The following is a 25,523-nucleotide window of genomic DNA, read 5'->3' on the forward strand; positions in this document are numbered from 1 at the left end:
GGAGGCCAGGGCGCCGCTGACCGGTGGACGGCACCGAGCCGTACGCTTGAACTGCGGAAGGGGGAGGCCTCGCGGCCTCCCCCTTTTTTGCGTTTACGGGCTTTTGTCTCACATAGTAGCTGTGTTTTATAACCCTCGTTTGTCGCATCTTCTGTGAACGGGCTACAATAACTTAGTCTGTGCGATATGGAGGTGAACATGGCTGAAGCTGGTATCGGCGTTGATATCGTCGAGATTTCCCGTATGAAATCAATTCTTGAAAAGACGCCGTCGTTTGCTCGGCGCGTGTTTACCGAAGAAGAGCGTGCGTATTGTGATGCATCATCGCGTCCCGCTGCTCACTATGCCAGCCGCTTTGCTTCGCGCGAGGCGGTACTTAAAGCTCTCGGCACGGGTTTTAGTCAAGGCGTTGGTCGCAAGGATGTTTCGGTTACGCGTGATAAACTCGGCAAACCGAAGGCGCTGCTTTCGGGCCGTGCTCTCGAGATCGCTCAAGAGCTGGGTGTTGTTGAGGTCGCTCTTTCCATTACGCTTACAGGAGACTTAGCCGTTGCGAATGCCATCGCGATTACCGAAGATGCTCGGCCTAAGCCAAAAGAGGAAAAGGTGAGTACCAAGAAACGCGTAGCGCAGACATTTAAAGAGGCTCGCTCTGTTTTAGATGAGCTTGAGCAGCTGCAGAATTCAGCATTGACGGAGCACCTGGGCGATGCTTCGCAAGATACGCTAGGAGCATAGATGAAACCGGTTTTGAGTACCGAAGAAGTCGTTCGTCTCGAGGATATCATCGAACGCGAAGGGACTTCGAAGGCCGAGCTTATGGAGCTAGCGGGTGAGTTTGCCGCCAACGAGGTCTTGAAGCTCAATCCCGATCGGGTTCTCGTTCTGGTCGGTTTTGGTAATAATGGCGGCGACGGTTGGGTTGCCGCCGATATTCTGAGCCATAAGGGTGTGGACGTCGATATCGTTTCTCCGGTTGAGCCGGATGAGATTCCTGCTGCTCTGGCACGTCATGTTGCTCGTCGTACTGCCGGCCGCGATGTGCACGTTTGCGTCGGCCCCTCGCGTGACGAACTCGAGGTTTTGATCGATAAGGCCGATGTTGTTGTCGATGCCATTTTTGGTACCGGTTTCCACGGGAATCTGCGTGCGCCGTTCTCCATCTGGATTCCTACGGTCAATGAATGCGCCGATTGTGTCGTATCCATTGATGTCCCCTCGGGCCTGAATGCCGAGACGGGCGTTGTTGATGACGACTGCATTCGTGCCGAGCATACGGTGACGATGATTGCGCCCAAGATTGGTCTGTATAGCGCTGATGGCCCTGAGTATGCTGGCGATTTGATCTGCGGCAATCTTTACGACCGTCTTGACGAGGTCATCGATGATGTCGACCACGCCGCCGAGATTGTCGAGCCCGGTGACTTAGTTGATTACTTTGCTCCACTTCCTACGAATATCGATAAGTATTCCCGTGGCTCTGTGCTTATTGTCGCCGGATCTGCGCAATATCCTGGTGCTGCCATTATGGCGGCCAAGTCTGCAGCTCGCGCGGGTGCTGGTTACGTGGCAGTCGCGGCTCCTGACGCCTGCGCTAATCTTATTCGCATGGCACTTCCTTCGATTCCCGTCTTTGCTATTCCGTCTGATTCCCGCGGCTCCTTTGGCGCCGCTGCGCGCATGACGGTGTGCGAGATTGCAAAGAAGTACAGCTGCGTACTGTGCGGTCCCGGTATGACGACGTCTGCCGGCGCTATGCAGGTGGTTTCGGGCTTGCTCGAGCTTGATGTACCGCTTATTTTGGATGCCGATGCACTCAACTGCCTTGCTAAGATTGCCATTGACGGTATTGATAGTAACCCCGAGATGTATCGTCGCGAGCAGCCGTTGGTTATGACGCCGCACTATCGTGAGCTTTCGCGTCTGGTTGCCGGTGACGAGGTGAACGACCTTGGTACCGCGATTGCAGCCGCGCAGAAGGTTGTCTGGGCTGCAGGCTCCGACAATCTGGTGGTCATTGCCAAGGGGCCGACGACGGCTATCTGTGGCGTTGAGCGTGTGCTGCTGCCACTTTCGGGTCCGGCTTCTCTGGCAACTGCCGGTTCGGGTGATGTTCTCGCGGGTATTTTGGCCGGCACGCTTGCCACCATGCGCGACGAGATGGATCGTTGGGAGTTGCTGTATTCGTACGCCGTCGCACTTCACAGCTACGCCGGTTTTGCCGCGGCGACGGAGTATGGTGAGAAGAGCGTTATCGCGACCGATCTTATCGACTTGATTGGTCCTGCCATGGAGCTGGCAGCAAAGGATGCGCTCGAAGATCTGGGAATCATGGACGAAGGGTCGGATGACTAATCATGAATAAAGCCGATTTGACGCGCTGGTCCTGGGTCGAGATCGACCGCGGGGCGCTCCGTCGCAACACGAGGGCCTATAAGAACTTGTTGAATCCACGTCAGCGCTTGTGTTGCGTGGTCAAGGCCGATGCCTATGGCCATGGTGCCGTCGAGTGCGCCAAAATCATGTATTCGGCTGGTGCCGACATGTTTGCCGTGGCGACGGTTAACGAGGGCGTTGAGCTTCGACAGGGCGGGATTACGAAGCCCATCCTCATCCTAAGCGAGCCGCCTATCGAGGCCATTCCGACGTTGCTCGAGTTTGATATCATGCCCTCGGTCTATACGTCTGACTTTGCTCTTGCGTATGGCGAATGTGCCGTCGCGGCGGGCAAGGTGGGCAAGTATCATCTCGCCATCGAGACAGGTATGAATCGTATCGGCGTACACTACACGCAGGTGCTCGACTTTGTGCGCGGTATTAATTTCCATCGCGGTATTCAGTGCGACGGCGTATTTACGCACTTCGCCACGGCCGATGAACCTTCGGGCTGGGACTACAAACTGCAGTGTCAGCGCTTTACCGAGGCCGTTCAGGCCATTAAGGATGCGGGCTTTGAGTGCGGTATCGTGCACTGCGCCAACACGCCGTCCTCGATGCTCGACCCCTCGATGCATTTTGATATGATTCGCGCCGGCGTTGGCTTGTATGGCATGCAGCCGTGCGAGCTGAGTGGCCGCGTGATGCAGCTTGATCCCGTTATGAGCGTCCATGCGCGCGTGACGCGCGTGGCACACCCTGCGATGGGTGAGGGCGTGGGCTACGGTTTTACCTACCGCGTACCGCGCACGCGCGTTCAGATCTGCACGCTGCCGATCGGTTATGCCGACGGCCTATCGCGTACGCTTTCCAATCGTATGGATGTGCTGTATCGTGGTGAGCGCGTGCATCAGGTTGGCAATATCTGCATGGACCAGTTTATGGTCGCCATTCAGTCCAACCCGGCACACGAGATTCCCGAGGCCGAGTATGGTGACGAGATGATTATTGTCGGCCGCGATGGCGATGCCGAGATCACTATGGACGAGATGGCCCGACTGCGCGGAACGATTAACTACGAGGTCGCCTGCGGCTTTGGCATGCGTCTCGACAAGGTCTACGTGTAGGAGCCGCTATGGGCGTCATGCACATCCCCGGCCATACCCATCAGGCACCACGTGAGGTCGCACTCGAGGAAATTGAGGCCGTTCTGGGCGATTGTCACCTCTGCCAGCTCTACCAGTCGCGTCACAATATCGTGTTTGGCGTGGGAAACCCCCGCGCTCGTGTGATGTTTATTGGCGAGGCGCCGGGCCGCAATGAGGATTTGCAGGGCGAGCCCTTTGTGGGGGCGGCAGGCGAGGACCTCAACGGCATTTTGTCGCTGGCGGGGCTCAAACGCGAAGACGTCTACATTGCCAACGTGCTTAAGTGCCGCCCGTCGGGAAACCGCAATCCACGTCCCGAGGAAGTGCTGGCTTGCTCGCCGTTTTTGCGTGAGCAGATTCGAAGCATCTGGCCCGATATTATCGTGACGCTCGGCAACCCCGCGACGCACTTTGTGCTTAAGACCGAGATTGGCATTACTAAGCTGCGCGGCAGGTTCCACCAGATGGGGCATTTTGTAGTAATGCCCACGTTCCATCCGGCAGCAGCGCTGCGCAATCCGGCGTGGCAGGAGCTGCTGGAGGAAGACTTTAAGATGCTGGGCGATTATCTGGAGCGACATCCCGCACCAGAGGACGCCTCGGAATAATAAGGAGCATATATGTCCCTGGAGCGCCTGGGGGTAGGTACTTACAAAACGACTTGCGCTGCCGATACGGAGTACTTTGGCGAGCTAATTGCACCGTGCCTTGAGGACGGCGATGTGCTCATCCTGACCGGTGGCCTGGGAGTGGGCAAAACTCACTTTACCAAGGGCGTCTCGCGCGGGCTGGGCGATGGGCATATGGTTACGAGTCCTACGTTTGCGCTCATGGCCGTTCACGATCAAGGTCGTATTCCGCTGTTTCACTTTGATCTATACCGCCTGGAGCATGCCTACGAGCTCGAGGATACGGGCATTTTCGATGTGCTGGGCTACGAGGGTGCTTGCCTGCTGGAATGGGGCGAACAATTCCAGGACGAGCTGACGGATGAGTATCTTTCGGTGACGCTCAAGCGTGATGAGGGCGACAGCGATGTGCGAACGATAACGCTCGAGGCGCACGGTGACCGCGCAATGGAGCTTTCCCATTTGATTGATAAGGCTGTACAAGATGAGCTTGCATAACGACAACGCGCTGGTGGTGGCGCTCGATACCTCGACCGACATGCTTGCCTGCGCGGCAAGCTGGATTGATGAGCAGACGGGCGAGACGAAGCTCGTGAGTGGCGACCACATGTGTCGCCGTCACGCCAACGTTGAGCTCGTGAATACCGTTGATGGCGTGCTGGCTCAAGCCGGTCTGGATCGCAGCGATGTTGGTTGCTACGTGGTCGGCCGCGGCCCGGGGTCGTTTACGGGTGTGCGCATCGGCATCTCCACTGCCAAGGGCCTCGCGCGCGGTGCCAATGTTCCGCTGCTGGGCGTGTCGACGCTCGACGCTTGCGCTTGGACGGCGTGGAAGGCTGGCGTGCGCGGCAAGCTTGGTATCTTGGCCGATGCTATGCGCGGTGAGGTATATCCGGCGCTGTATATGCTGATCGATGAGGGTCCCGAGCGTCAATTTGAGCGCGAACACGTGGTCAAGGCCGCCATGGCGCTCGATGAGTGGCGCCGAGCAGCGGACTGGGACCAGGTTCAGCTGACCGGTGACGGTCTCGTGCGCTATGGCAAGCTGCTGGGTGAGGACGAGACCGCCCGCTGCGTGGAGCGCGACCTGTGGTGGCCTTCGGGCGAGGGCTTGCTGCTCGCGCACGCTGCGGGTGACGGCGATCCGGCTCGCGTCCTGCCGATTTACACGCGCCTTTCGGATGCCGAGGAAAACGAGCGCAAGCGTCTTGGTCTTGCCGAGAGTGCGCAGAGCGAAATTACGGGCGTTGCCGATGAGCTTGCCGGTCGTCATCTGCAGTTCCGTCCCATGGGCGCGGCGGATGCCGAGGGCGCGAGCGCGCTGGAGGCTGCCTGCTTTGAAGGTGCCGGACACGAGGCGTGGACGCCGGGCATGTTCCTGTCCGAACTGGGCGAGGACGTCGCTGCGCCGCGTAGTTGGTGGGTGGCACACGACAACGGCAAGCTGCTGGGCCTTGCCGGCGGTATGGTCGTGGACGGTGATGTGCAGATTCTGGATGTCGCCGTCGACCCGGCACATCGCCGTGAGGGCATTGCCCGCAAGCTGCTGTCGCACGTGAGCTATGATGCCCAGATGCTCGGCTGCACCACGGCTTCGCTCGAGGTCGAGGACGGCAACGAGGGAGCGATCGCGCTTTATAACGTTCTGGGCTTTACCGAGGCAGGACGGCGCCTCGGCTACTATGGTGCCGGCAAGGATGCCATCGTCATGACGGCTCCGCTGCCCCTGGTGCTTCCGGTCGACAATGCTTCGCCCGAGCCGACGGCGGCAGAGCAGCGCGTATGGCCGCTGCCTGCGCCTGGGCGCTCCGAGGGGGAGCGTGCCGAAATTGAGCGCCGCCGCCTAGTGCTCGCTATCGAGAGTTCCTGCGACGAGACGGCCGTGGCGATTATCGATGCGGATGGCAATATGTTGGCCAACCAGGTGTCGACACAGATTGATTTTCATGCCCGCTTTGGCGGCGTGGTGCCCGAGATCGCCTCGCGCAAACACGTTGAGGTGATTGTGAGTGTCGTGGATGCGGCGCTCGAGGATGCCGCAGCATCGCTTGGTCTTGAGGGTGGAGCCATTGCCCCCAGCGAGCTTGCCGCCGTGGGCGTGACACAGGGTCCGGGCCTGGTGGGCGCCCTCGTGGTGGGCGTTGCCTTTGCCAAAGGCTTTGCCTACGCTGCCGGTAAGCCGCTCGTATGCGTCAACCATCTGGAGGGGCACCTGTTTGCCAACCTGCTGGCGCAACCCGACCTCAAACCGCCGTTTATCTTCACGCTTGTCTCGGGTGGGCACACCATGCTCGTGCACGTGAAGGCGTGGGGCGACTACGAGGTGCTCGGTGAGACGCTCGACGACGCCGTGGGCGAGGCCTTCGACAAGGTGGCCAAGGCGTTGGGCCTGGGCTATCCCGGTGGCCCCATCATTTCCAAGCTGGCCGAGACAGGCAATCCCCGCGCGATTGATTTCCCCCGTGCGCTCAACAGCAGGGGAGACTATCGTTTCTCGCTTTCGGGCCTTAAAACGGCCGTGACGCTCTACATCGAGCAGGAGACCAAGGCCGGGCGCACGATTCACCTGCCCGATCTGGCAGCTTCGTTCGAGGCAGCTGTCTTTGACGTACAGTACAAGAAGGCCAAGAACGCGCTGCATGCCACCGGATGCAAGGAATACTGCATCGGCGGCGGCGTCTCGGCTAATCCGCATCTGCGCGAGATGATGATCAAGAAGCTCGGGCGCCAGGGCATCCGCGTGACGGTGCCGCCTCTCTCGGCATGCACCGACAACGCCGCCATGATCGCGGAGGTCGCCCGCCGTAAATTCGACCGAGGAGAAATCTCGCCGTTCGACGTCGACGCCGATCCGAACATGACGCTGTAGTCGTATGGGTGCGGTCCCCGCCCGGAGGGGCCGGATATAAGGTTTCCTGCTCTACAGTCCTGCGCAAGACGAAGGCCACATTAAGTGGCCTTCTTTGCGTGCGGAACTCGCGATAAACCTTATATCCGGCCCCTCCGGCCGGGGACCTTCCTGTATCGATATAGCTTCCGAGCTGGTTTGGCGTCGACAACGTCCAGCAAGATTAACAAGCCAGCGTCGAATTTCCGGCGTGCTTTAGCTGAAAGAAAAAGTTGGTGTGCGGAGCTTTGCTCCGCACATTTGGGACGGGAGCCCCCGAGAGCGGGGGGAGCCGGGCGGCGCATATGAACTTTATCGCGAGTTCCGCACGCAAAGGAAAGCACTTAATGTGCTTTCCGTCTTGCGCAGGACTGTAGAGCAGGAAAGTTCATATGCGCCGCCCGGCTCCCGCCGCTCTCGGGGGCATCTCTCATGCAAAAACTTTTGTTGGGTAAAGTCCGAGGTCAGTGGCGTTTTATACCGAGAAATTCAAAAAAAGTTGAAAATTCATTACATATTTGCGTTGACTTTAGGCAACTAAAGTTTCATACTCCTTTTCATCCACTGGGGGATGTGAACACGCACGGATCGTTCACATCATGATTGAAGAGGATTTCTCAGACATGTTCACGCATCAGCTAAACATTATCAGCGTAGTAATTATCTGATGCGGGTTAGCACATACAGCTAGCCCGTACGATAACGGGCGGCTGATGAAGATGAGGGCCGTCGAGCGCAACCGACGGCCCTCATTTTTTTATGTCTGAGTAGTTCTTTTTAGAGGAGGAAATGTAATGAACGGAGTTTTGCTCATGGTTGTGGCTGCGGCGGTGCTCGCCTGCGGCTATCTGGGCTACGGCCGCTGGTTGGCCAACAAGTGGGGCGTTGACAAAGAGGCCCTCACGCCGGCCAAGCGCATGAAGGACGGCAAGAGCTTCTCGCCCGTCTCCGCCTTCACCGCGTTCTCGCACCAGTTCAGCTCGATCTGCGGTGCTGGCCCTGTTACGGGTACGATCGTCGCCATGGCCTTTGGCTGGCTGCCCGTCGTGCTCTGGGTCCTCGTCGGCGGCATCTTCTTTGGCGCCGTCCACGACTTTGGCGCCCTGTACGCCTCGATGAAGAACAACGGCAAGTCCCTGGCCCAGCTCATCGAGAAGTACATCGGCAAGACCGGCCGTCGCCTGTTCCTGCTGTTCTGCTGGCTGTTCTGCATCATTGTCATCGCCGCCTTCACCGACATGGTCTGCAAGACGTTCATGTTCACCCCGGCCGTTGACGCTTCTGGTGCTGCTACCGGTGCCATCGACTTCACCAAGTCCTATGCCGCCGGCTGCGCTGGTACCATCTCCATCCTGTTCACCTTCGTCGCTATCGCCTTTGGTTGGGCCCAGAAGAAGTTCAACCTCACCGGCGCTGCCGAGTTCATCACCGGCGTGGTCCTCATGGTTCTCATGTTCGCCGTCGGTATGCAGTTCCCGGTCTACCTGGATAAGTTCCAGTGGTTCGCCGTCGTCATGGTCTACCTGGTCTTCGCTGGCGCTATGCCCATCCAGATGCTCAAGACTCCGCGTGACTACCTCACTTCCATCATGATGATCGTCATGATCGTCTGCGCTGTCCTCGGCATCGTCGTCCTGGGCGTCAACGGTCAGGCCACTATCACCGCTCCGGTCTTTACCGGCTTCTCCACTGCCTCCGGCATGATGTTCCCGGTCCTGTTTGTCTCCGTTGCTTGCGGTGCTCTCTCCGGTTTCCACAGCCTCGTTTCTTCCGGCACCTCTTCTAAGCAGGTCGAGAAGGAGCAGGACGCCGTCAAGGTCGGTTACGGTGCAATGATCGTCGAGTCCTTCGTCGGCATCCTTGCCATCATCGTCGCCGGCATCATGTTCTCCGATATGAACACCGCCGGTACCGGCGTCCTCAACGCCGGTGTCGCTTCCACCCCGTTCCAGATCTTCGCCGCTGGTATCTCCCGCGGTATGCAGGCCTTCGGTGTTGACGGCACGCTCGCTACCGTCTTCATGACCATGAACGTCTCCGCTCTGGCCCTGACCTCGCTCGACGCCGTCGCCCGCATCGCCCGCACCTCGTTCTCCGAGTTCTTTGCCCAGACCAACGACGCCCTGGCCATCGAGTCCAAGGCCGGCTACATGAAGGTCCTCGGCAACCCCTGGTTCGCCACGGTCGTCACCCTGCTTCCCGGTCTCGCCCTCGCTTTTGGTGGCTATGCCAACATCTGGCCGCTCTTTGGTGCTTCCAACCAGCTGCTCGGCGGCATGACCATGATCACCCTCGCCGTGTTCTGCAAGTGCACCGGCCGCAAGGGCTGGATGCTCTACGTGCCCGTCGCCTTCCTGCTCTGCTGCACCTTCACCTCGCTGGTCCAGAGCGCCATGGGCTGCATGGCCGCTGTCCAGGCTTACGGCTTCTTCGGCACCATCCCGGCTACCGCCACCACGGCCGCCGTCTCCGTCGCCGCCACCAAGGGCCTGCAGCTTGTCTTCGCTGTCCTGCTGATGGTCCTGGGCCTCATCGTCGCCGTCAACTGCCTCAAGGAGTTCTTCGGCAAGGAGGCTGGCTCCATGCCTGATGAGGAGCCCGAGTGGTCCGAGATGGGCAAGGCCGAGTACGGTCGCGCCGCTGCCGCCGAGGCTCCCGCTGACGCCGAGGCCGTCAAGGCCTAGTCGGTCGGACGGGTTGAATCTCCCATCCATTTGACTCGGAAAGACCGGGTCCGCGACTTCGCGGGCTCGGTCTTTTTTCATGCAAAAGTGGGTGACGCTCGAGTGTGCTCGAGTGTTCTCGCAGATGTTTTGCATGGATAAGGGCGCGCGTTGTACCATATAAACGTATATGTGTACATATGAAAGGGGCCCCGTGGCCAAGACGGTATATTCCGATAACCAAAATAATGTCGATGCCCTGGCTGAGCGTCTGAGCAGCCAGACATCGCTTTCTGCTGAGCGTGCCAAGCTGGTTGCCTACGACCTGCTCTGCCGCAAGGCACTCAAGATTAAGTCGAGCGCGCTGGCGCAGATTTTCCGCTCCGTCGATAAGGAATGTGACACCAAGGCGATGCGCGATGAGCTTATCGCGGCAAATATCGTGACCAAGATCGAGGGTAGCGGCATTAACGGGCGCCCGGCGTTCTATACCATCAATGCCGAGATCCGCGATGCCCAGGAGCAGCCTGCCGAGTCCGTCGAGGATTTTGTCGTCGAGGATTCCGCTGACGTGCCTGCTGTGGAAGAAACTGCTCCGCGTGAGCATGTCGATACCGATGAGTTGCTCGATGAGAACGTCGTGCGTGCCTTTACGGCCAAGGCAGGACGCGGCGGTTTTGGTGGGGGTGGCAAGCGCGATGCGCAGCGCCGCGCCCAGCAGGAGCGCTTCCGTCGCGCCGTTGCTCAAAAGGGCGAGACGGATGCCGAGGCTGTTGAGACCGAGGTTGCTGCCGAGTCGCAGAAGCCCACGAAGGAGCAAAAGCCCGTGGAGGCCCAAGAGCCCAAGCGCCGTCGCGGTGCTCACTTTAAGGCTGCACAGCAGGATGCCGCGCGTGAGGTTGAAGAGTCTTCTGAGGTTGCAGACGATGTTGAGGAGTCTGTCAAGAAGGCTCCGGGTTCATGCCGTCCCGGACGTGGTTTTGCGGGGCGCGCGTATCCCGTAAGGCGTCAGGAGAAGAGCGAACCGGCTTCGACCACTCAGGGCGAGAAGGACGAGAAGGCCGTTGAGCCGGTGGCTCGCGAGCAAAAGCCTGTTGAGCCGCAGCTTGAGGTTGATGCCGAGGCCAAGGGCCAGCAGCCTACTGATGAGCAGACGGAGCAGGGCGCGTCGAGCAAGCCTCGCCGCCGTCGCCATCGTGGGGGCCGCAGTTCCCATGCCGAGACTGCGGCCGAGAAGACCACGCCGCAGAACGAGGATGCGAAGGCCGAGGTTTCTTCGGGGCAGCCTAAGCGCCAGCCGGCGAAGGAGAGCAAGTCCGTTCGTCCGCAGAAGCAGGCGTCTATGCCGAAGCGCGAGCGCAATTCCCAGGGCGATTCTAAGCGCAAGTCTCAGAGGAAGCCGGAGTCTGCCGCAGCAGATACTGCTGCCCAGCAGCCCAAGTCGGCCGTTCACGGCGAGGCCTCGGCGTTTGCCCTTGCCCGCGTTTTAGGCAGGCAGCTGCTCAAAGTTGTCCCTACGCCCACGGCGCTCTCTAAGATCAAGGAGCAGCAGACACAGATCGTAAAGGTCGAGGGCAAGGACGGCAAAAAGGCTCCGCAGCGCACTCAGCACAACGAGATGTCCAACCGCAAGATTGCCGAGGAAATCGCAATCATCCAGGCTTGGATCGAGCAGAACCGAGGTGCCGATACGCCGGTTGCCTCGCGCCGCCAGCGTGCCTACCAGATCTTTAACGACGAGAAGGCTTTTGACGGCAAGCACGGTGAGCGCTTGATCAGGCGTATGACCGAAAAGGGCATCAGCATGCAGGCGATCAAGGTCGCCCCCAATCGCCCCGTGCACTTTACGGGCTTCTTTACGCTGGGCGCCGACAAGCCGTTCATTATGGTCGAGAACCTGGACACCTACGACGAGATCGTCAAGCTGCTGCGTGGCCGCAAGCACGCCAAGCTCTTTGGCATCAAGGTGGGCGGCGTGATTTTTGGCGGCGGATGCAAGGCGAGCGTCTCGCATGCCCTGGACGATTATCTGGCTGAGATTGGCTATCGCTTTAACTACGTCTACTACGTAGGCGATATCGATCGCGAGGGCGCGCGCATTGTCGAGCAGGCTCGCAATGCCAATGTGGTTGAGATTCGCCTGCATGCCGGCATGTACCGTGCCATGCTCGCCGAGCATAAGCGTCGCGTGAAGGCCGGCGGCGAGTGCGAGCCCGCGGCTGCCAACCAGGGCGTGCCGCAGAACCTGGCGGCGACGATCAAGGATCTGCCCATGGTCACGCGCGTGCAGTTCCGCAACGTGCTGCGCGAGGGCGGGCGCATTCCGCAGGAGATTCTGATGACCGCAGACTATCGGGATGGCGACTCGGGAAGCTTCGATCGCATGCTGAACAATTAGCTCCGCCGTTCTACCGAACGGCGGTCTTCTTGACGCTGCGAGGGGCCCTGGCACGTCCAAAACATCGAGGTTAAGTGGCCTCCTGTTCGTGCGGAACTCGCGACAAACTTAATGCCCGGCCCGTCGGGGCCACACGCCATTTTGTAGATGACGGCTCGCTTTTCGGAACGGGGCTGATATTTTCTTGATGTTAGGCGCTCTTGGTCCTAATGGGCTTGGGGCGCCTTCGCGTTTCCTCAGCTCCGCACCCTTGCGGGTTCGAATTCCTCCGCTTGCCCACAAGAAAGCGCTCCAGGTTCATAAGGGCCTGGAGCGCTGTGTTCTTAAGGGCTGGGACGGAGGGATTCGAACCCCCAACAGCCGGCACCAAAAACCGGAGTTCTACCGTTGAACTACGTCCCAATGTGTGGTGTTGCCCAAAAGCAACTCGTTTAGTTTACCTAATCTGCGAGGGCATCGCAAACGCCATCGAGCAGGCGTACGGCGAGTGTCTGCGCGTCGCTGGCCGTGAAGGTGCCGTTGTAGCGCGTCATGCCCGTGAGCTCAATGCGAATGCGTGCCGGCTTCTGCTGCGCGGCGACATTGGCAGTGCGGATGCGCTGGGCCAGGTTGTGGCACTCGGCGAGGGCGATCGTGGCGCGCGGCGCTGCATCTGCGGGCAGCTCATCGCTTGCGATTTCGAGCACTAGGTCAACGTCGGTTGGGACCTCGGAGTCGCAGAGCATCATGCCGCTGTTGTCGGTCGTTGCCGTGGCGATATTCCACATGCGCGACGCAACGCTGCGTGCGATGGGGTCCTCGCCGATAACGGCAATCTGGAAGCGCTCGAGCACGTTGGCGGCGCGAGCAAAACCGATACGGGACTCGGCTTCGGTGACCGAGGGCTTGCCCTCCCACACATGGTGCAGGCGGTTGATGTAGGCGTAGGTGTCCTGGAAGGCCATGCCGTCGGCAAACAGGCCGACATTTTCCTGGAACTGCTGCAGGGCGGCCTCGGTATGCGGACCAAAGTAGCCGTCGTCTTCGCCACAGGCAAAGCCCAAAACGTTGAGAGCGCGCTGCAGGGCCTGCACATCGGCGCCATGGAAATTGGGCATGCGCAGATAGAGAGTGCGGTCGCCCAGCTTATACGAAGCGTCTACAAGGGCGCTCCAGCAGGGGATATCGACGGCATGACCGGCAGCAAGGCCGCTGTCGAGCCTGAAGGTGCTGACGGCCTGCTCAGTGGTGGCTCCAAAGTACTTGTCGGTGACTTCGGCGGCATCAATCGTGTAGCCGAGCTGCAGGAGACGAGACTGCACGTCTTCGACGGCTGCTCCTTGCATGCCCGTTGTAATAGGTTCCATGAACGAACCCCTTTCGGCGTACCATTCGTACTATTTGAGCGTCTGTCGGATAGACAACGCAAAGGGATGCATAAACATGCACTCAACAGTGTAACAAGTTGTGCCTAAATACGCTGCTGACAGATTTTATAACCCCCGTTAGTTAAGGCGCTCCACAAAGAAATCTGCCATGGAGAGGAACAGCTCGCGTGCGTGCGGATCAAGCTCAACGTTCTCGATGGCCGCTTTGGCCTTAGCGGTCAGGTCGAGCGCGTAAGTGTGGGCGTAATCGATAGAGCCGGTCTCCTGGAAGATCTCCACGGCGCGTGCGAGCTGCGCGGGATCATCGGTGCCCGAGGAAAGAATCGCCTCGACCTCGTCGTGGTGGCGCTCATCAGAGAGGGCGTGTACGGCGACAAGCGTGCGCTTGCCCTCGGTGATGTCGGTGCGGAAGTCCTTGTTGGCGGCTTCCTTAGTGCCGACAAGGTTGAGCAGGTCGTCCTGAATCTGAAAGGCAAGGCCTGTGTGTAGGCCAAAGGCGCGCAGCGCTTCGATTTGCTCATCGCTGCCGCCGCCGATAATGGCTCCGGCGGCAAGCGGCGTGGCTCCGCTGTAAAACGCGGTCTTGTGCGTCGCCATGTCCAGGTAGTCATCAACCGAGATATCAAAGCGCCCGTCACGGACCCAACCCAGGTCGAGTGCTTGACCCTCAATGGTGCGGACGATCATCTCGGTAAGCTCGTGGAGCACGCGCAGCTTCACGTCGGACTCCAGCGTAGGGTCGTCGAGAACCGTCTTGGTGACCATGGTGAGCGCCAGGTCGCCACAATTGATGGCAAGGCCCGTGCCCTCGGTAAGGTGCATGCAGGGCTTGCCTCGACGAAGCTGTCCGTTGTCGGCGATGTCGTCGTGGATCAGCGCGCCCGACTGGAAATGCTCGATGGCTGCCGCGGCGCTGCGGGCACTCTCAAAGCTACCGCCCACTGCGGTTGCGGCGAGCATGCAGATAAGCGGGCGGTGGCGCTTGCCGGCGTTGGCCGTAAAAGCCGAGAGCGGCGCGTACAGGTAGCGCTCGATATCGGCAGAGGTCGCCTGTCCGTCAAAGAACGTGGCCAGATAGTCGTTAATCTGGTCAAAGTGCTGGGCTAAAAAGCTGGTAAACGGACTGGACACGGGTTCTCGCATTCTTTCTGAGGTTGCATTGGTGTAATATGCAGACAACATATTGCCACATCAGGGCGTTTGGCGCGGCAGTTTTGGCGATTTAGGACAACGGGCGTGCGTTTGATAGAGCGCGCCTAAATCAGCCTAAAATGCTCGAGCGCCGCAACGACACCGTCGTGATCGACGGTGTCGGTCACGTAATCGGCCTTATCCTTGAGATAGTCCGGCGCATTGCCCATGGCGATACCGACATCGACGGCGTTCATCAGCGAGACGTCATTGCTGGCGTCGCCGATGCCGTATACGGTTCCGTGGTGGGGATCGAGGGCGTCGAGTACAGACTGGATGCCCCCGCGCTTCGTGCATTCGCGGGGCGAGATTTCGGTTACCTCGAGTTCGAGCTCGTTAAAGTACAGCAGCGGCTCAAGTGCCTTGTCTTGAGCGATGTGGTTGGCGAGCGATGTAGACATCAAGATCTTGTAGACACTGTAATGTTGCAGCTGCGTGACTGCGTCGCCCAGGGTGCGCGCGTATCCGGGAGCATCGGGCGCATCGGCACTCATGCGCACGACGCCGTTGAGGCCCTCAAAGCGGATGACCTCGCCCGATTGCTCAAGGTAGGGGGCAAGACGCTGCAACATACTGGGCGTCATCGACAGATCGCGAATTGCGTGTCCGTCGATCTCGGCGTAACCGCCCGCAAGACAGACGATGCCGGTCCAGGGCAGCTCAAGAAGTTTGGGGTGGATGCAGCTCAGGGTACGTCCCGTGCAGATAAAGGCCATGTTGCCGTTGGCGACAAACTCGCGGATTGCCTGCGAAACCGCCTCGTTGGGATAGGGGGAGAGGTCCCGCTCGTCTTCGGGAAGGTCTTGGGCGAGCCTGGGGTCTTGCCAGGCGAGCGTTCCGTCGATATCGAAGAAGCAAATATCGCCGCGCTTATGGGCTGCGCTGGCGGCAGGGGAGGCCGAGGTGGTGGGCACAAATTCCGGCTCGAGGCCCATGATCTGGTCAAAATGCTCTTTAACGCGGGGAACGGAGATGCCGATGATCACCTGGGCGGTCTTGCCCGTAATGATGAGGCCCTTGGCGCCCACCGCGACAAACGACGCGTTATCTGCAACGATGGAAGGGTCTGCGACCTCGACGCGCAGGCGCGTGGCGCAGTTGGTTGCGCCCACGATATTGCCAACGCCACCTAAAAGCTGAATTACCCGCTCAGCGAGGACGTGATCTTGATCGGATCGACTATTGACCTCGTCATTGGGAGATTGCTCTTTGGCAAAGTCGCTTCCCGTTAAACAATCGATTGCCGCGCGATTGGCAACATGATCCTCGCGGCCCGGTGTCTTAAGGTCATAGACCAAGATGAGTGCTCGAAAACTAACAAAAAAGATGAGGCTAAAGGCAAGGCCGATACCGAGCGCCAAAAGATAGGCACCGGCATGCGTGCGCATGAGCGGAATAAAGTTGAAGGCTGCCATCTCCATCAGGCCGCCCGAGAAGATGCCGACGATGCCAAAGAGATTCATGGTTGTGGCAAGGCAAGACGATAAGACGGCGTAGAGCAAAAAGAGCCCGGGGTGGGTGAACATAAAGAGAAACTCGAGTGGCTCGGTAACGCCGCAAACCACCGAGGCGATGATGGCGGGAACAAGGATGACCCTGAGGCCGGCGCGGCGCTCGGGTTTTGCGGTGGAGTAGAACGCAGCTGCGATGGCAGGAAGGCCAAAGAGCTTGACCCAGCCGGTGGCGGTAAAACCGGCCCACGGCGCAAGCTCATTAAGGGGGCGCGTGCTATGGGAGAGGATGGGGAGCAAACTGCTCCACGTGGCGTAGATGCCGTCGTTAATGACCAGGTTGTCGTAGTAGATCGGCATGTAGAGCAGGTGGTGCAGGCCAAAGGGCTCGAGTGCTCGTTCTAAAAAGACAAAGATGCCCACGCCAAAGGGACCGACGCCTGCAAGCGCGTGACGCAGCGTATCGGTTACATCGTATACGTAGGGCACGATGGCGGCCGAGATAGCAGCAAGGGCAAACACGGCAAAAAAGCTGATGAGGTAGACCAGCGAGGAGCCCGAGAAGGTGCCGAGCCAATCGGGAACCTTGGCATCGTAGAAGCGGTCATGGATGGCAACGACGGTTGCCGATACCGCCAGCGGGCCGATAATGCCGGTGTCGAGCGTCTTGATGCCGTCGATGACGGTGATACCGCTGGCGGAGGTCAAAGATGACGGGTACTCAAGTCCAAGGTTGTCTCCGCTCAGCTTAATGATCTCGCTCAAAAAGAAGCAGTAGGCAAAATAGGCGACGAGAGCCTCGAGGCAGCAACGAGCCGGTTGTTTTTGGGCAAGACCGGTGGGCAGCGCTACGGCAAAAAGGAGCGGGAGGCGTTTAAAGACCGTCCACGAGCCGCGCTGGATGATAGCCCAGAAAACGTACCAAGGGGTTCCGTATACGGCGAGATCGCCGACGATGTCCGCAGTCGTTGCGAGAGCGGAGACGCCGACCATGAGGCCTGATATAGAAAACAGCATGGCGGGCGCGAACATTGCCCCGCCAAAGCGTTGGATTTTTTGCAGCATGTTCTGCCTTCCGAATATCGAGGCGCGTTGCGCGTGGGGAAACGTTTAAACAATGGATTCATTGTAGAGGACCAGACGAGTGTCGTACCGGCAGTTTTGAGCGAAACCGATTTGGGCATGACAGAAACCGTCAACGGCTAAATCCTGTCGCTTCACCGATATTCGGTTTAAACAACTTTAAGAAATGCTATCGTGCCTAGCCGGAAATGAATAATGTAGAGGTGAAACAATGCCAAAAGCGATATACGAAGGAATCTACCGAGAAATACGTTCGCGCATCATTAATGGGACCTATGCGTTTCAGGAGATGCTGCCAACCGAAGCCGAGCTGACCGCGGAATTTGGCTGCACGCGCAATACCGTCCGCCGCGCTTTGAGCATGCTGGCCGACGGGATGTTTGTGCAGCCCATACACGGCAAGGGCGTGCGCGTTATTTGGCTTAAGGGCGAAACCGACATGTTGGGCGCACTCGAAGAGGTTGAGTCGTTTGGCGAGTTTGCAAAGCGCAACAATGCCGTTGCATCGACGGACGTTAAGTCTTTCGAACATCTGGTTTGCACCGAGCAACTCTCTCGTCACCTGGGCTTTAAGGTGGGCGAGGAGTTGATTCGCGTAGTGCGTGTCCGAAGCCTCAACGGCAACGCGCGCCAAGTGGACCATGGCTATTTTTTGGCGTCGATCGCCAAGGGCCTGACTCCCGAGATCGCGGCAGATTCTATTTACGGCTATCTGGAGCACAAGCGCGGTGTCAAAGTGATGGCGAGCCGTCGTACGGTGAGTGTCGAGCTCGCCAACGATGAGGACTGCAGCTATCTTGACCTCGGCAAATACAACTGCGTTGCCGTCATGGAGAGTCAGTCGTACACCTCGGATGGCATCTTGTTTGAGGTGACGCACACTCGCACACATCCCGAGATCTTCCATTACCGCGTCAATTCCAAGCGATAGCCGGCTAGCTCGCAGCCTGACGAGACTCATGGCCTCAAAGAGAAAACGCCCGGTCAAACCGACGGTACATCGGCTTGACCGGGCGTTTTCTCTGCATTCGATAACTAATAATTGTTTATACAAAACTTGTCAAGTATCAAGTTGAAATTACCGTTCACCGAAGTTTTTCTACCGCTCTAGTAATACTTGTTCAAACAACTAGCCAAATAGCGTATCGTTCAAATCAGCAAAAGGGGCAAAGTCCCCGAGCCAATCTCCGAAGGCGGCGGCAAAGGGTGCCGCCACGGTGTGAAAGGGTGGATTGTAATGAAGAACGAAATGAGCAGAAGGCAGTTCCTGGGCTTTGCTGGTTCCGCGGCTGCAGTTCTTGGTCTGGGCCTCGTGGGTTGCGGTGGTTCTGCCGGCTCCGGCTCCTCTGCTTCTGGTGACGCTGCCGAGGTCTACTTCCTCCAATTCAAGCCCGAGGTCGACAAGGAGTGGAAGGAGATCGCCAAGGCCTATAAGAAGGAGAAGGGCGTCGAGGTCAAGATCGTGACCGCCGCTTCCAACACCTACGAGGAGAAGCTTAAGTCCGAGATGTCCAAGAGCTCCGCTCCGACCCTGTTCCAGGTCAACGGCCCCACCGGTCTTAAGAACTGGAAGGATTACTGCGCCGACCTGTCCGATACCAAGCTCCGCGGTGAGCTCATTGATGACTCCCTGGCTCTGCAGTCCGACGGCAAGGATGTGTGCATCGACTGGGTTCAGGAGAGCTTCGGCATAATTTACAACAAGCAGCTGCTCGAGAAGGCTGGCTACAAGGCCGAGGACATCAACTCCTTCGACAAGCTGAAGGCTTGTGCCGATGACATCCAAGCCCGCAAGGACGAGCTTGGTGTCGAGGGTGCCTTCACTTCCGCCGGCATGGACGACTCCTCCAGCTGGCGCTACACCACCCACCTTGCCAACATGCCGCTCTACTACGAGTTTGAGAAGGAGCACAACCAGGAGGACGACGAGATCAAGGGTGAGTTCCTCGACAACTACAAGCAGATCTTCGACCTGTACATCACCGACTCCACCTGCGATCCTTCGCAGCTTGCTTCCAAGACCGGCGACGACGCCACCAACGAGTTCGCAACCGGCAAGGCCGTCTTCTACCAGAACGGCTCTTGGGCCTACTCTGACCTCGTCAAGGCCGGCATGACCGACGATCAGATTGGCATGATGCCGATCTACATCGGTGTTGACGGCGAGGAGAACCAGGGCCTGTGCTCCGGCGGCGAGAACTACTGGTGCGTCAGTTCCCAGGCTTCCGAGGATGCCCAGAAGGCCACCGAGGACTTCATGTATTGGTGCGTCACCGCTGACACCCCGACCAGCATCATCGCCGACAAGATGGGTCTGACCGCTCCGTTCAAGAGCGCCAAGGAGACCACCAACGTCTTCTCGCAGCAGGCCGTTGCCATGGCCAAGGACGGCAAGAAGACCGTCGCTTGGGACTTCGTCTACATTCCCTCCGAGGAGTGGAAGAAGAACCTCAAGCAGGCTCTGATTGCCTACGCTGCCGATAACAGCAAGTGGGACGGCGTCAAGAACGCCTTCGTCGATGGCTGGAAGACCGAGAAGGCCGCTTCCGAGTAAGCAGTTGCTGCCCAAGCTATCTGATTAGCGACAGGGGGCGGGCAGACGTTGGTTTGCCCGCCCCCTGCATATTGAAAGGACCCTTTTATGGGCAAAGCACTCAAGCGCTGGTGGCCGCTCTTTATGCTGCCCACGTGCCTGGCGTTTATGATCGGGTTCGTGATCCCTTTTATCCAGGGCTTCTATCTCTCGTTCTGCCAGTTTATTATCATTAGTAACGCGCACTTTGTCGGTATCGAGAACTACGTGCGCGCGCTGTCCGATCCGCAGTTCTCCACGTCGTTCTTCTTTACCGTGGCGTTTGCCTTCCTGTCGACGGTGCTCATCAACGTGATCGCCCTGGCCATTGCGCAGGCGCTCACCCGCAAGGCGCTCAAAGGCACCAACATCTTCCGTACGATCTTCTTTATGCCTAACCTGATCGGCGGCATCGTGCTGGGCTACATTTGGCAGATTCTGATCAACTGCCTGCTCTCCAACGTGGGCGCCCAGCTCATCGCTCTTAACTCTGCTGCTGGCTTCTGGGGCCTTATCATCCTGACCCTGTGGCAGCAGGTCGGCTACATGATGATCATCTACATCGCTGGTCTGCAGTCCATTCCGTCCGACTACATCGAGGCCGCCAAGGTCGACGGCGCTACGGCATGGCAGACGTTTTGGAAGGTTAAGATCCCTAACCTGATGCCGACCATCACCATCTGCCTGTTCCTGTCCATCACCAACGGCTTTAAGCTGTTCGACCAGAACCTCGCCCTTACCGGCGGCGCCCCCGCGCACTCCACCGAGATGCTCGCCCTGAACATCTACAACACGTTCTATTCGCGTGCCGGTATCGCATGGCAGGGCATTGGTCAGGCCAAGGCGGTTATCTTCTGCATCCTGGTCGTGGCCATCTCCATGATCCAGCTTAAGGCCACGAGGTCCAAGGAGGTGCAGCAGTAATGAAACGCGATAAGGTTATCAACCGCGCGCTCTCGATTTTCTTTACGATCCTGTCGCTCGCGTGGATCTACCCCGTGTTCATGATTGCGCTTAATTCTTTTAAGAAAGCGACCGCAATCAGCACCACCACGGCATTCGATCTTCTCACGCCCGAGACGTTCAACGGCCTCGCAAACTACATGCACGCCCTTAACGAGCAGGGCTTTGCCTCGGCATTTATGTACTCGCTCATCATCACGGTCACGTCGGTCGTGCTGATCTTGGTGTGCTGCTCCATGTGCGCTTGGTACGTGGTTCGTGTCAACAACAAGATCTCGAACTTCTTCTATTACCTGTTCGTGTTCTCGATGGTCGTGCCGTTCCAGATGCTCATGTTCACGCTGTCCAATTTGGCGGACCGCATCGGCTTCAACACGCCGTTCAACATCTGCTTTATCTACCTCGGCTTTGGCGCGGGCCTGGCGGTCTTTATGTTCGCCGGTTTTGTAAAGAACATCCCGCTCGAGATCGAGGAGGCGGCCATGATTGATGGCTGCAACCCGGTCCAGGTGTTCTTTAAGATCGTCCTTCCCATCATGAAGCCCACCTATCTTTCGGTCGGCATCCTCGAGACCATGTGGGTCTGGAACGACTATCTGCTGCCCTACCTTACGCTCGACTCCACCAAGTACAAGACCATTCCTATCTTGATCCAGTACTTCCGCGGCGGCTACGGCCACGTCGAGCTCGGCCCCATGATGGCCTGCATCATGATGGTCGTTATCCCCATCGTCATCATGTACATCCTCTGTCAGAAGTACATCATCGACGGCGTGGTGGCAGGTGCCGTCAAGGGCTAATGCCGTAACTGTTTTGCAAGTTTCTGCGGCGCCCCTCAGCGCGGCGCCGCATATCGAAAGGTAGAGACATGGCCGAGATCGTTCTCAAACATGTTCAGAAGGTGTATCCCAACAACGAGTCAAAAAAGAAAGGCTTCTTTGGCAAAAAGAAGAAGACCGAGGAGAAGAAGCACAACCTCAAGGTTACCGAGGACGGTGTGCTCGCTGTAGAGGACTTCAACCTCACCGTTCACGACCAGGAGTTCGTCGTCCTCGTTGGCCCCTCTGGCTGCGGTAAGTCCACGACGATGCGCATGGTCGCCGGCCTGGAGGACATTACCTCGGGCGATGTGCTCATCGACGGCAAGCGCGTCAACGACGTGGCGCCCAAGGACCGCGACATCGCCATGGTGTTCCAGAGCTACGCTCTGTACCCCAATATGACGGTGTACGAGAACATGGCATTTACGCTCGAGCTCAAGAAGGTTCCCAAGGACGAGATCGACCGCAAGGTTCGCTCTGCTGCCGAGATTCTGGGCATTACCGAGTACCTCGACCGTAAGCCCAAGGCGCTCTCCGGCGGCCAGCGCCAGCGTGTCGCTATCGGCCGCGCCATCGTGCGTGACCCCAAGGTCTTCCTGATGGACGAGCCGCTGTCCAACCTGGACGCCAAGCTTCGTAACCAGATGCGTGCCGAGCTCATTAAGCTGCGCCACGAGATCAAGGGCACGTTCATTTATGTTACTCACGACCAGACCGAGGCTATGACCCTCGGTGACCGTATCGTGGTCATGAAGGACGGCGTTGTCCAGCAGATCGCCACGCCGCAGGAGGTCTTCAACCATCCCGCGAACATCTTCGTCGCCGGCTTCATCGGCGTGCCGCAGATGAACTTCTTCGATGCCCAGCTGGTGCGCTCGGGCAACGGCTTTACCGTCAAGACCGAGGATATGAACGTGGCGCTCGCCCCCGAGACTTGCGCTCAGCTTGCCCTCAACTGGGACGGCGGCGACGTGAAGGAGATTACGGCCGGCGTGCGTCCCGAGCAGATCCTGCTTGCCGACAAGGGCGAGGAGGGCGCGCTCCAGGGTACCGTCGAGGTGACCGAGCTCATGGGCTCGACCGAGCATGTCCACGTGACCGCTCCCGACGGCCAGTTTGTCCTGATTATCCCCGTCGTCGACCTCGAGGCCAAGGGCGCGCTCAAGGCTGGCGACACCATCTGGTTCAAGTTCGAGAAGAACGCGACCCACCTCTTCGATAAGGTCTCTGGCAAGAACCTTATCTAGGCCCGGTGCATCCGGACCCTCCCTTTGGGCGACTGCGGTATTGCCATCCTTTTGCCGCGGTCACATATAAGGCTCCCCTCCCGTCCACTGGGCGAGAGGGGAGCCTTTCTTTGTGTTGGGGCTGTCTGACCGGTCGTTTGTCTCGATCTGTAACGGGTGAGGCTGATTTCGGACGTTAGATGTTACAGATCGAGACGGTTCTGCTGAGCTAACCATTTCATCTAAATCTGTAACACCAAAGGTGAATTTCAGCTGCTAGATGTTACAGATTGAGATAAACCCAAGGGGAGGGGCCGGTATGTCTCAATCTGTAACAGCTGGGGCCGTTTTTACCGAGTAGCTGTTACAGATCGAGATTGTTTGGTCGAGTCGGGTCACAGGGTAGCGTGCGGGCACAAAAAGCGGAGCCGCGTTGCCACGACTCCGCTTTCAAGAGGATGGGTAAAGGAAACGAAATTAGCTCAGGTGCCAAATCTCGTCGTTGTACTGGGAGATGGTGCGGTCGGACGAGAAGGTGCCGGCGTTGGCGATATTGATGAGCGCCTTGCGCATCCAGGCGTCCTGGTCCTCGTAGTCGGCCAGCACGCGCTCCTTGGTCTGGATGTACTCCTCAATGTCGAGCAGGGCCATAAACCAGTCCTTGCCCTTAATGTCGTCGTGCAGGCGCTGCAGGCGCTCGGCATTGCCGGTCGCCATAAAGGCCGGGTTGGTGATGAAGTCCACCAGCAGTTTAATGCCGGGCTTGCGGTAGAGCACACCGGCGTCATAGGTGCCGTTGGCATAGAGCTGCTCGACCTGTTTGGAAGAGGCGCCAAAGGTATAGATGTTCTCGTCGCCCACGAGCTCGGCAATCTCCACGTTGGCACCGTCGAGCGTGCACAGGGTTAGGGCGCCGTTGAGCATGAACTTCATGTTGGAGGTGCCGCTCGCCTCCTTGGAGGCCAGGCTGATCTGCTCGGAGATGTCAGCGGCGGGGATCACGCGCTCGGCGGCGGTGACGTTGTAGTTCTCGATCATGACAACCTGCAGGTAGGGAGCCACGTCGGGGTCGTTTGCAATCCACTGCGACAGCGTCAAGATCAGATGGATGATGTCCTGCGCGATAGTGTAGGCAGGCGCCGCCTTGCCGCCAAAGATGATGGTGACGGGGTGCTTAGGTCTGTTGCCGTTCTTGATATCGAGGTACTTCCAGATGATGTAGAGCGCGAGCATCTGCTGGCGCTTGTACTCGTGGATGCGCTTGACCTGGACGTCGATGATGGCGTTGGAGGGAATGGTCACGCCCTGCTCGAGCGCCATGAACTGGCGCATGATGGCCTTGGCCTCGACCTTGGTGGCGGCCAGGCGCTCAAGAACGTCCTTGTCGTCGGCGAACTTGGCGAGTTTGCTCAGATCGCCGGTGCTGCGCCAGTCGGTGCCGATCACATCGTCGAGCAGGCTGGCGAGCGCGGGGTTGGCCCCATGGATCCAGCGGCGGAAGGTGATGCCGTTGGTCTTGTTGGAGAACTTCTCGGGATAGATTTCGTAGAACGGATGAAGCTCGGTGTCCTCCAGGATCTTGGTGTGGAGGGCGGCTACGCCGTTGATGGAGAAGCCAAAGTGGATGTCCATGTGGGCCATGTGGACGGTATCGTGTTTGTCGATGATGGCGACGCGCGGGTCATCGTGCTCGGCCTTCGCGATCTCATCGAGCTTGACGATAATGTCGGCGATGGCAGGGGAGACCTTCTGTAGGCTGGCGAGCGGCCACTTCTCGAGCGCCTCGGCAAGAATCGTGTGGTTAGTGTAGGCGACCATGGAGCGTACGATGGTCACGGCCTCGTCAAACTCGATGCCATGCTCGGTGGTGAGCAAGCGAATGAGCTCGGGAATGACCATGGTGGGGTGCGTGTCGTTGATCTGGACAACGGCGTAATCGGCCAGATCGTGCAGGTTGCTGCCGCGCTCGACGGCCTCGTCGATCAGGAGCTGGGCGGCGTTGCTCACCATGAAGTACTCCTGATAGATGCGAAGTAGGCGGCCCTGCTCGTCGGAATCGTCGGGGTAGAGGAACAAGGTGAGGTTCTTGGCGATCTCGGTCTTGTCGAAGTCGATGGAACTGCCGGGGACCAGGCCGTCGTCGACGCTCGCCAGGTCGAACAGGCGCAGGCGGTTCTTGGTGGACTGGCCGTAACCGGGCACATCGATGTTGACGAGCTTGGAGGTAACGGCAAAATCGCCGAACTCGACGGTGTAGGAGTGGTCATCGTCGACTAGGATGTCCTGCTCACCGAGCCACTCGTCGGGGACGGCCTTCTGCTGGTTGTCGACAAAGCGCTGACGGAACAGACCGTAGTGATAGTTGAGGCCCACGCCATCGCCGGTCAAGCCCAGCGTGGCGATGGAATCCAGGAAGCATGCGGCCAAGCGGCCCAGGCCGCCGTTGCCGAGTGACGGCTCGACCTCGAATTCCTCGATTTTGTTGAGGTCGTGGCCTGCGGCGGTGAGCTGGTCCTTAACCTCGTCGTAGATGCCGAGGTCGATCATGTTGTTGATGAGCAGCTTGCCGATCAAAAATTCGGCGGAAATGTAATAGAGCTTTTTCTTGCCGTTGTTGAGCGGGCGGGCGGCGGAGCGCTCCTGCACGAGTTTGACCAGTAGCTTGTAAATGCGACGGTCGTCGAGCTGCTCGAGCGAGGTGCCAAAAGACTGCTCGGCGAGTTCCATGAGGTTAATTTGGGGCATGTT

Annotated in this window: 17 protein-coding genes and 1 tRNA gene; 13 read left to right on the forward strand and 5 right to left on the reverse strand. The window is 58.6% G+C overall.

Annotated elements, in window-relative coordinates:
- Positions 1–198: 198 nt before the first annotated feature.
- The 8 genes from acpS to I2D57_RS06735 all read left to right on the forward strand — a co-directional run bounded on the left by acpS (position 199) and on the right by I2D57_RS06735 (position 12,101).
- Positions 199–738, forward strand: coding sequence for a holo-ACP synthase (gene acpS / locus I2D57_RS06700; RefSeq protein ID WP_006235843.1), 540 nt, complete (start codon positions 199–201; stop codon positions 736–738).
- Positions 739–2,355 (forward strand): NAD(P)H-hydrate dehydratase, encoded by a 1,617-nt coding sequence (locus tag I2D57_RS06705; RefSeq protein ID WP_082222952.1) that lies wholly within the window; start codon positions 739–741, stop codon positions 2,353–2,355.
- Positions 2,356–2,357: 2 nt separating this feature from the next.
- Complete coding sequence (gene alr / locus I2D57_RS06710) at positions 2,358–3,503, forward strand: alanine racemase (RefSeq protein ID WP_035137770.1); 1,146 nt, start codon at positions 2,358–2,360, stop codon at positions 3,501–3,503.
- 8 nt (positions 3,504–3,511) lie between these two features.
- Positions 3,512–4,132 (forward strand): uracil-DNA glycosylase, encoded by a 621-nt coding sequence (locus I2D57_RS06715; protein ID WP_195361929.1) that lies wholly within the window; start codon positions 3,512–3,514, stop codon positions 4,130–4,132.
- 12 nt (positions 4,133–4,144) lie between these two features.
- On the forward strand, positions 4,145–4,651 hold the full coding sequence (gene tsaE, locus I2D57_RS06720; RefSeq protein WP_006235849.1) for a tRNA (adenosine(37)-N6)-threonylcarbamoyltransferase complex ATPase subunit type 1 TsaE: 507 nt from the start codon (positions 4,145–4,147) through the stop codon (positions 4,649–4,651).
- A complete protein-coding gene (gene tsaD / locus I2D57_RS06725) occupies positions 4,638–7,022 on the forward strand; it encodes a tRNA (adenosine(37)-N6)-threonylcarbamoyltransferase complex transferase subunit TsaD (RefSeq protein ID WP_195361930.1) in 2,385 nt (794 codons plus the stop codon). The genes tsaE and tsaD overlap by 14 nt, the downstream gene beginning before the upstream one ends.
- A gap of 812 nt (positions 7,023–7,834) precedes the next feature.
- Positions 7,835–9,724: a carbon starvation CstA family protein gene (locus I2D57_RS06730; RefSeq protein WP_195361931.1), complete on the forward strand. Its 1,890-nt coding sequence runs from the start codon at positions 7,835–7,837 to the stop codon at positions 9,722–9,724.
- Positions 9,725–9,917: 193 nt separating this feature from the next.
- Positions 9,918–12,101, forward strand: coding sequence for a hypothetical protein (locus I2D57_RS06735; protein WP_195361932.1), 2,184 nt, complete (start codon positions 9,918–9,920; stop codon positions 12,099–12,101).
- Positions 12,102–12,431: 330 nt separating this feature from the next.
- Here I2D57_RS06735 and I2D57_RS06740 read toward each other — a convergent pair.
- From I2D57_RS06740 to I2D57_RS06755, 4 genes are all read right to left on the reverse strand, one after another.
- A tRNA-Gln gene (locus I2D57_RS06740) sits at positions 12,432–12,503 on the reverse strand.
- 38 nt (positions 12,504–12,541) lie between these two features.
- Positions 12,542–13,447 (reverse strand): peptidoglycan-binding domain-containing protein, encoded by a 906-nt coding sequence (locus tag I2D57_RS06745; RefSeq protein WP_022094145.1) that lies wholly within the window; start codon positions 13,445–13,447, stop codon positions 12,542–12,544.
- 138 nt (positions 13,448–13,585) lie between these two features.
- Positions 13,586–14,599, reverse strand: a complete 1,014-nt coding sequence (locus I2D57_RS06750) for a polyprenyl synthetase family protein (RefSeq protein ID WP_260699342.1) — start codon at positions 14,597–14,599, stop codon at positions 13,586–13,588.
- Between the two features lie 125 nt (positions 14,600–14,724).
- Entirely contained in the window at positions 14,725–17,175 is a 2,451-nt protein-coding gene (locus I2D57_RS06755; protein ID WP_195361934.1) for a PTS transporter subunit EIIC, read from the reverse strand.
- A gap of 229 nt (positions 17,176–17,404) precedes the next feature.
- Between I2D57_RS06755 and I2D57_RS06760 the strand changes: the two genes are divergently transcribed.
- The 5 genes from I2D57_RS06760 to I2D57_RS06780 all read left to right on the forward strand — a co-directional run bounded on the left by I2D57_RS06760 (position 17,405) and on the right by I2D57_RS06780 (position 22,796).
- Positions 17,405–18,124 (forward strand): GntR family transcriptional regulator, encoded by a 720-nt coding sequence (locus I2D57_RS06760; RefSeq protein WP_055285612.1) that lies wholly within the window; start codon positions 17,405–17,407, stop codon positions 18,122–18,124.
- Positions 18,125–18,430: 306 nt separating this feature from the next.
- Positions 18,431–19,747, forward strand: coding sequence for an ABC transporter substrate-binding protein (locus I2D57_RS06765; protein ID WP_006235863.1), 1,317 nt, complete (start codon positions 18,431–18,433; stop codon positions 19,745–19,747).
- A gap of 87 nt (positions 19,748–19,834) precedes the next feature.
- The gene (locus tag I2D57_RS06770; RefSeq protein ID WP_006235864.1) at positions 19,835–20,689 is read left to right on the forward strand and encodes a carbohydrate ABC transporter permease; all 855 of its coding nucleotides are present in this window, start codon (positions 19,835–19,837) and stop codon (positions 20,687–20,689) included.
- A complete protein-coding gene (locus I2D57_RS06775) occupies positions 20,689–21,528 on the forward strand; it encodes a carbohydrate ABC transporter permease (RefSeq protein WP_022095055.1) in 840 nt (279 codons plus the stop codon). Before I2D57_RS06770 ends, I2D57_RS06775 begins: the two co-directional genes overlap by 1 nt.
- A gap of 68 nt (positions 21,529–21,596) precedes the next feature.
- Positions 21,597–22,796, forward strand: a complete 1,200-nt coding sequence (locus I2D57_RS06780; protein WP_035137764.1) for an ABC transporter ATP-binding protein — start codon at positions 21,597–21,599, stop codon at positions 22,794–22,796.
- A gap of 456 nt (positions 22,797–23,252) precedes the next feature.
- Here the strand turns inward: I2D57_RS06780 and glgP are convergent, their stop codons facing one another.
- Positions 23,253–25,520: a glycogen/starch/alpha-glucan family phosphorylase gene (gene glgP, locus I2D57_RS06785; RefSeq protein WP_229055670.1), complete on the reverse strand. Its 2,268-nt coding sequence runs from the start codon at positions 25,518–25,520 to the stop codon at positions 23,253–23,255.
- Positions 25,521–25,523: the final 3 nt, after the last annotated feature.

The sequence above is a fragment of the Collinsella aerofaciens genome (assembly GCF_015553355.1).
Taxonomy (GTDB): Bacteria; Actinomycetota; Coriobacteriia; order Coriobacteriales; family Coriobacteriaceae; genus Collinsella; species Collinsella aerofaciens_V.

Coding starts and splice junctions, on each gene's coding strand:
- acpS (WP_006235843.1), top strand. CDS start 199: ATGGCTGAAGCTGGTATCGGCGTTGATATCGTCGAGATTTCCCGTATG.
- I2D57_RS06705 (WP_082222952.1), top strand. CDS start 739: ATGAAACCGGTTTTGAGTACCGAAGAAGTCGTTCGTCTCGAGGATATC.
- alr (WP_035137770.1), top strand. CDS start 2,358: ATGAATAAAGCCGATTTGACGCGCTGGTCCTGGGTCGAGATCGACCGC.
- I2D57_RS06715 (WP_195361929.1), top strand. CDS start 3,512: ATGGGCGTCATGCACATCCCCGGCCATACCCATCAGGCACCACGTGAG.
- tsaE (WP_006235849.1), top strand. CDS start 4,145: ATGTCCCTGGAGCGCCTGGGGGTAGGTACTTACAAAACGACTTGCGCT.
- tsaD (WP_195361930.1), top strand. CDS start 4,638: ATGAGCTTGCATAACGACAACGCGCTGGTGGTGGCGCTCGATACCTCG.
- I2D57_RS06730 (WP_195361931.1), top strand. CDS start 7,835: ATGAACGGAGTTTTGCTCATGGTTGTGGCTGCGGCGGTGCTCGCCTGC.
- I2D57_RS06745 (WP_022094145.1), bottom strand. CDS start 13,447: ATGGAACCTATTACAACGGGCATGCAAGGAGCAGCCGTCGAAGACGTG.
- I2D57_RS06755 (WP_195361934.1), bottom strand. CDS start 17,175: ATGCTGCAAAAAATCCAACGCTTTGGCGGGGCAATGTTCGCGCCCGCC.
- I2D57_RS06760 (WP_055285612.1), top strand. CDS start 17,405: ATGCCAAAAGCGATATACGAAGGAATCTACCGAGAAATACGTTCGCGC.
- I2D57_RS06765 (WP_006235863.1), top strand. CDS start 18,431: ATGAAGAACGAAATGAGCAGAAGGCAGTTCCTGGGCTTTGCTGGTTCC.
- I2D57_RS06770 (WP_006235864.1), top strand. CDS start 19,835: ATGGGCAAAGCACTCAAGCGCTGGTGGCCGCTCTTTATGCTGCCCACG.
- I2D57_RS06775 (WP_022095055.1), top strand. CDS start 20,689: ATGAAACGCGATAAGGTTATCAACCGCGCGCTCTCGATTTTCTTTACG.
- I2D57_RS06780 (WP_035137764.1), top strand. CDS start 21,597: ATGGCCGAGATCGTTCTCAAACATGTTCAGAAGGTGTATCCCAACAAC.
- glgP (WP_229055670.1), bottom strand. CDS start 25,520: ATGCCCCAAATTAACCTCATGGAACTCGCCGAGCAGTCTTTTGGCACC.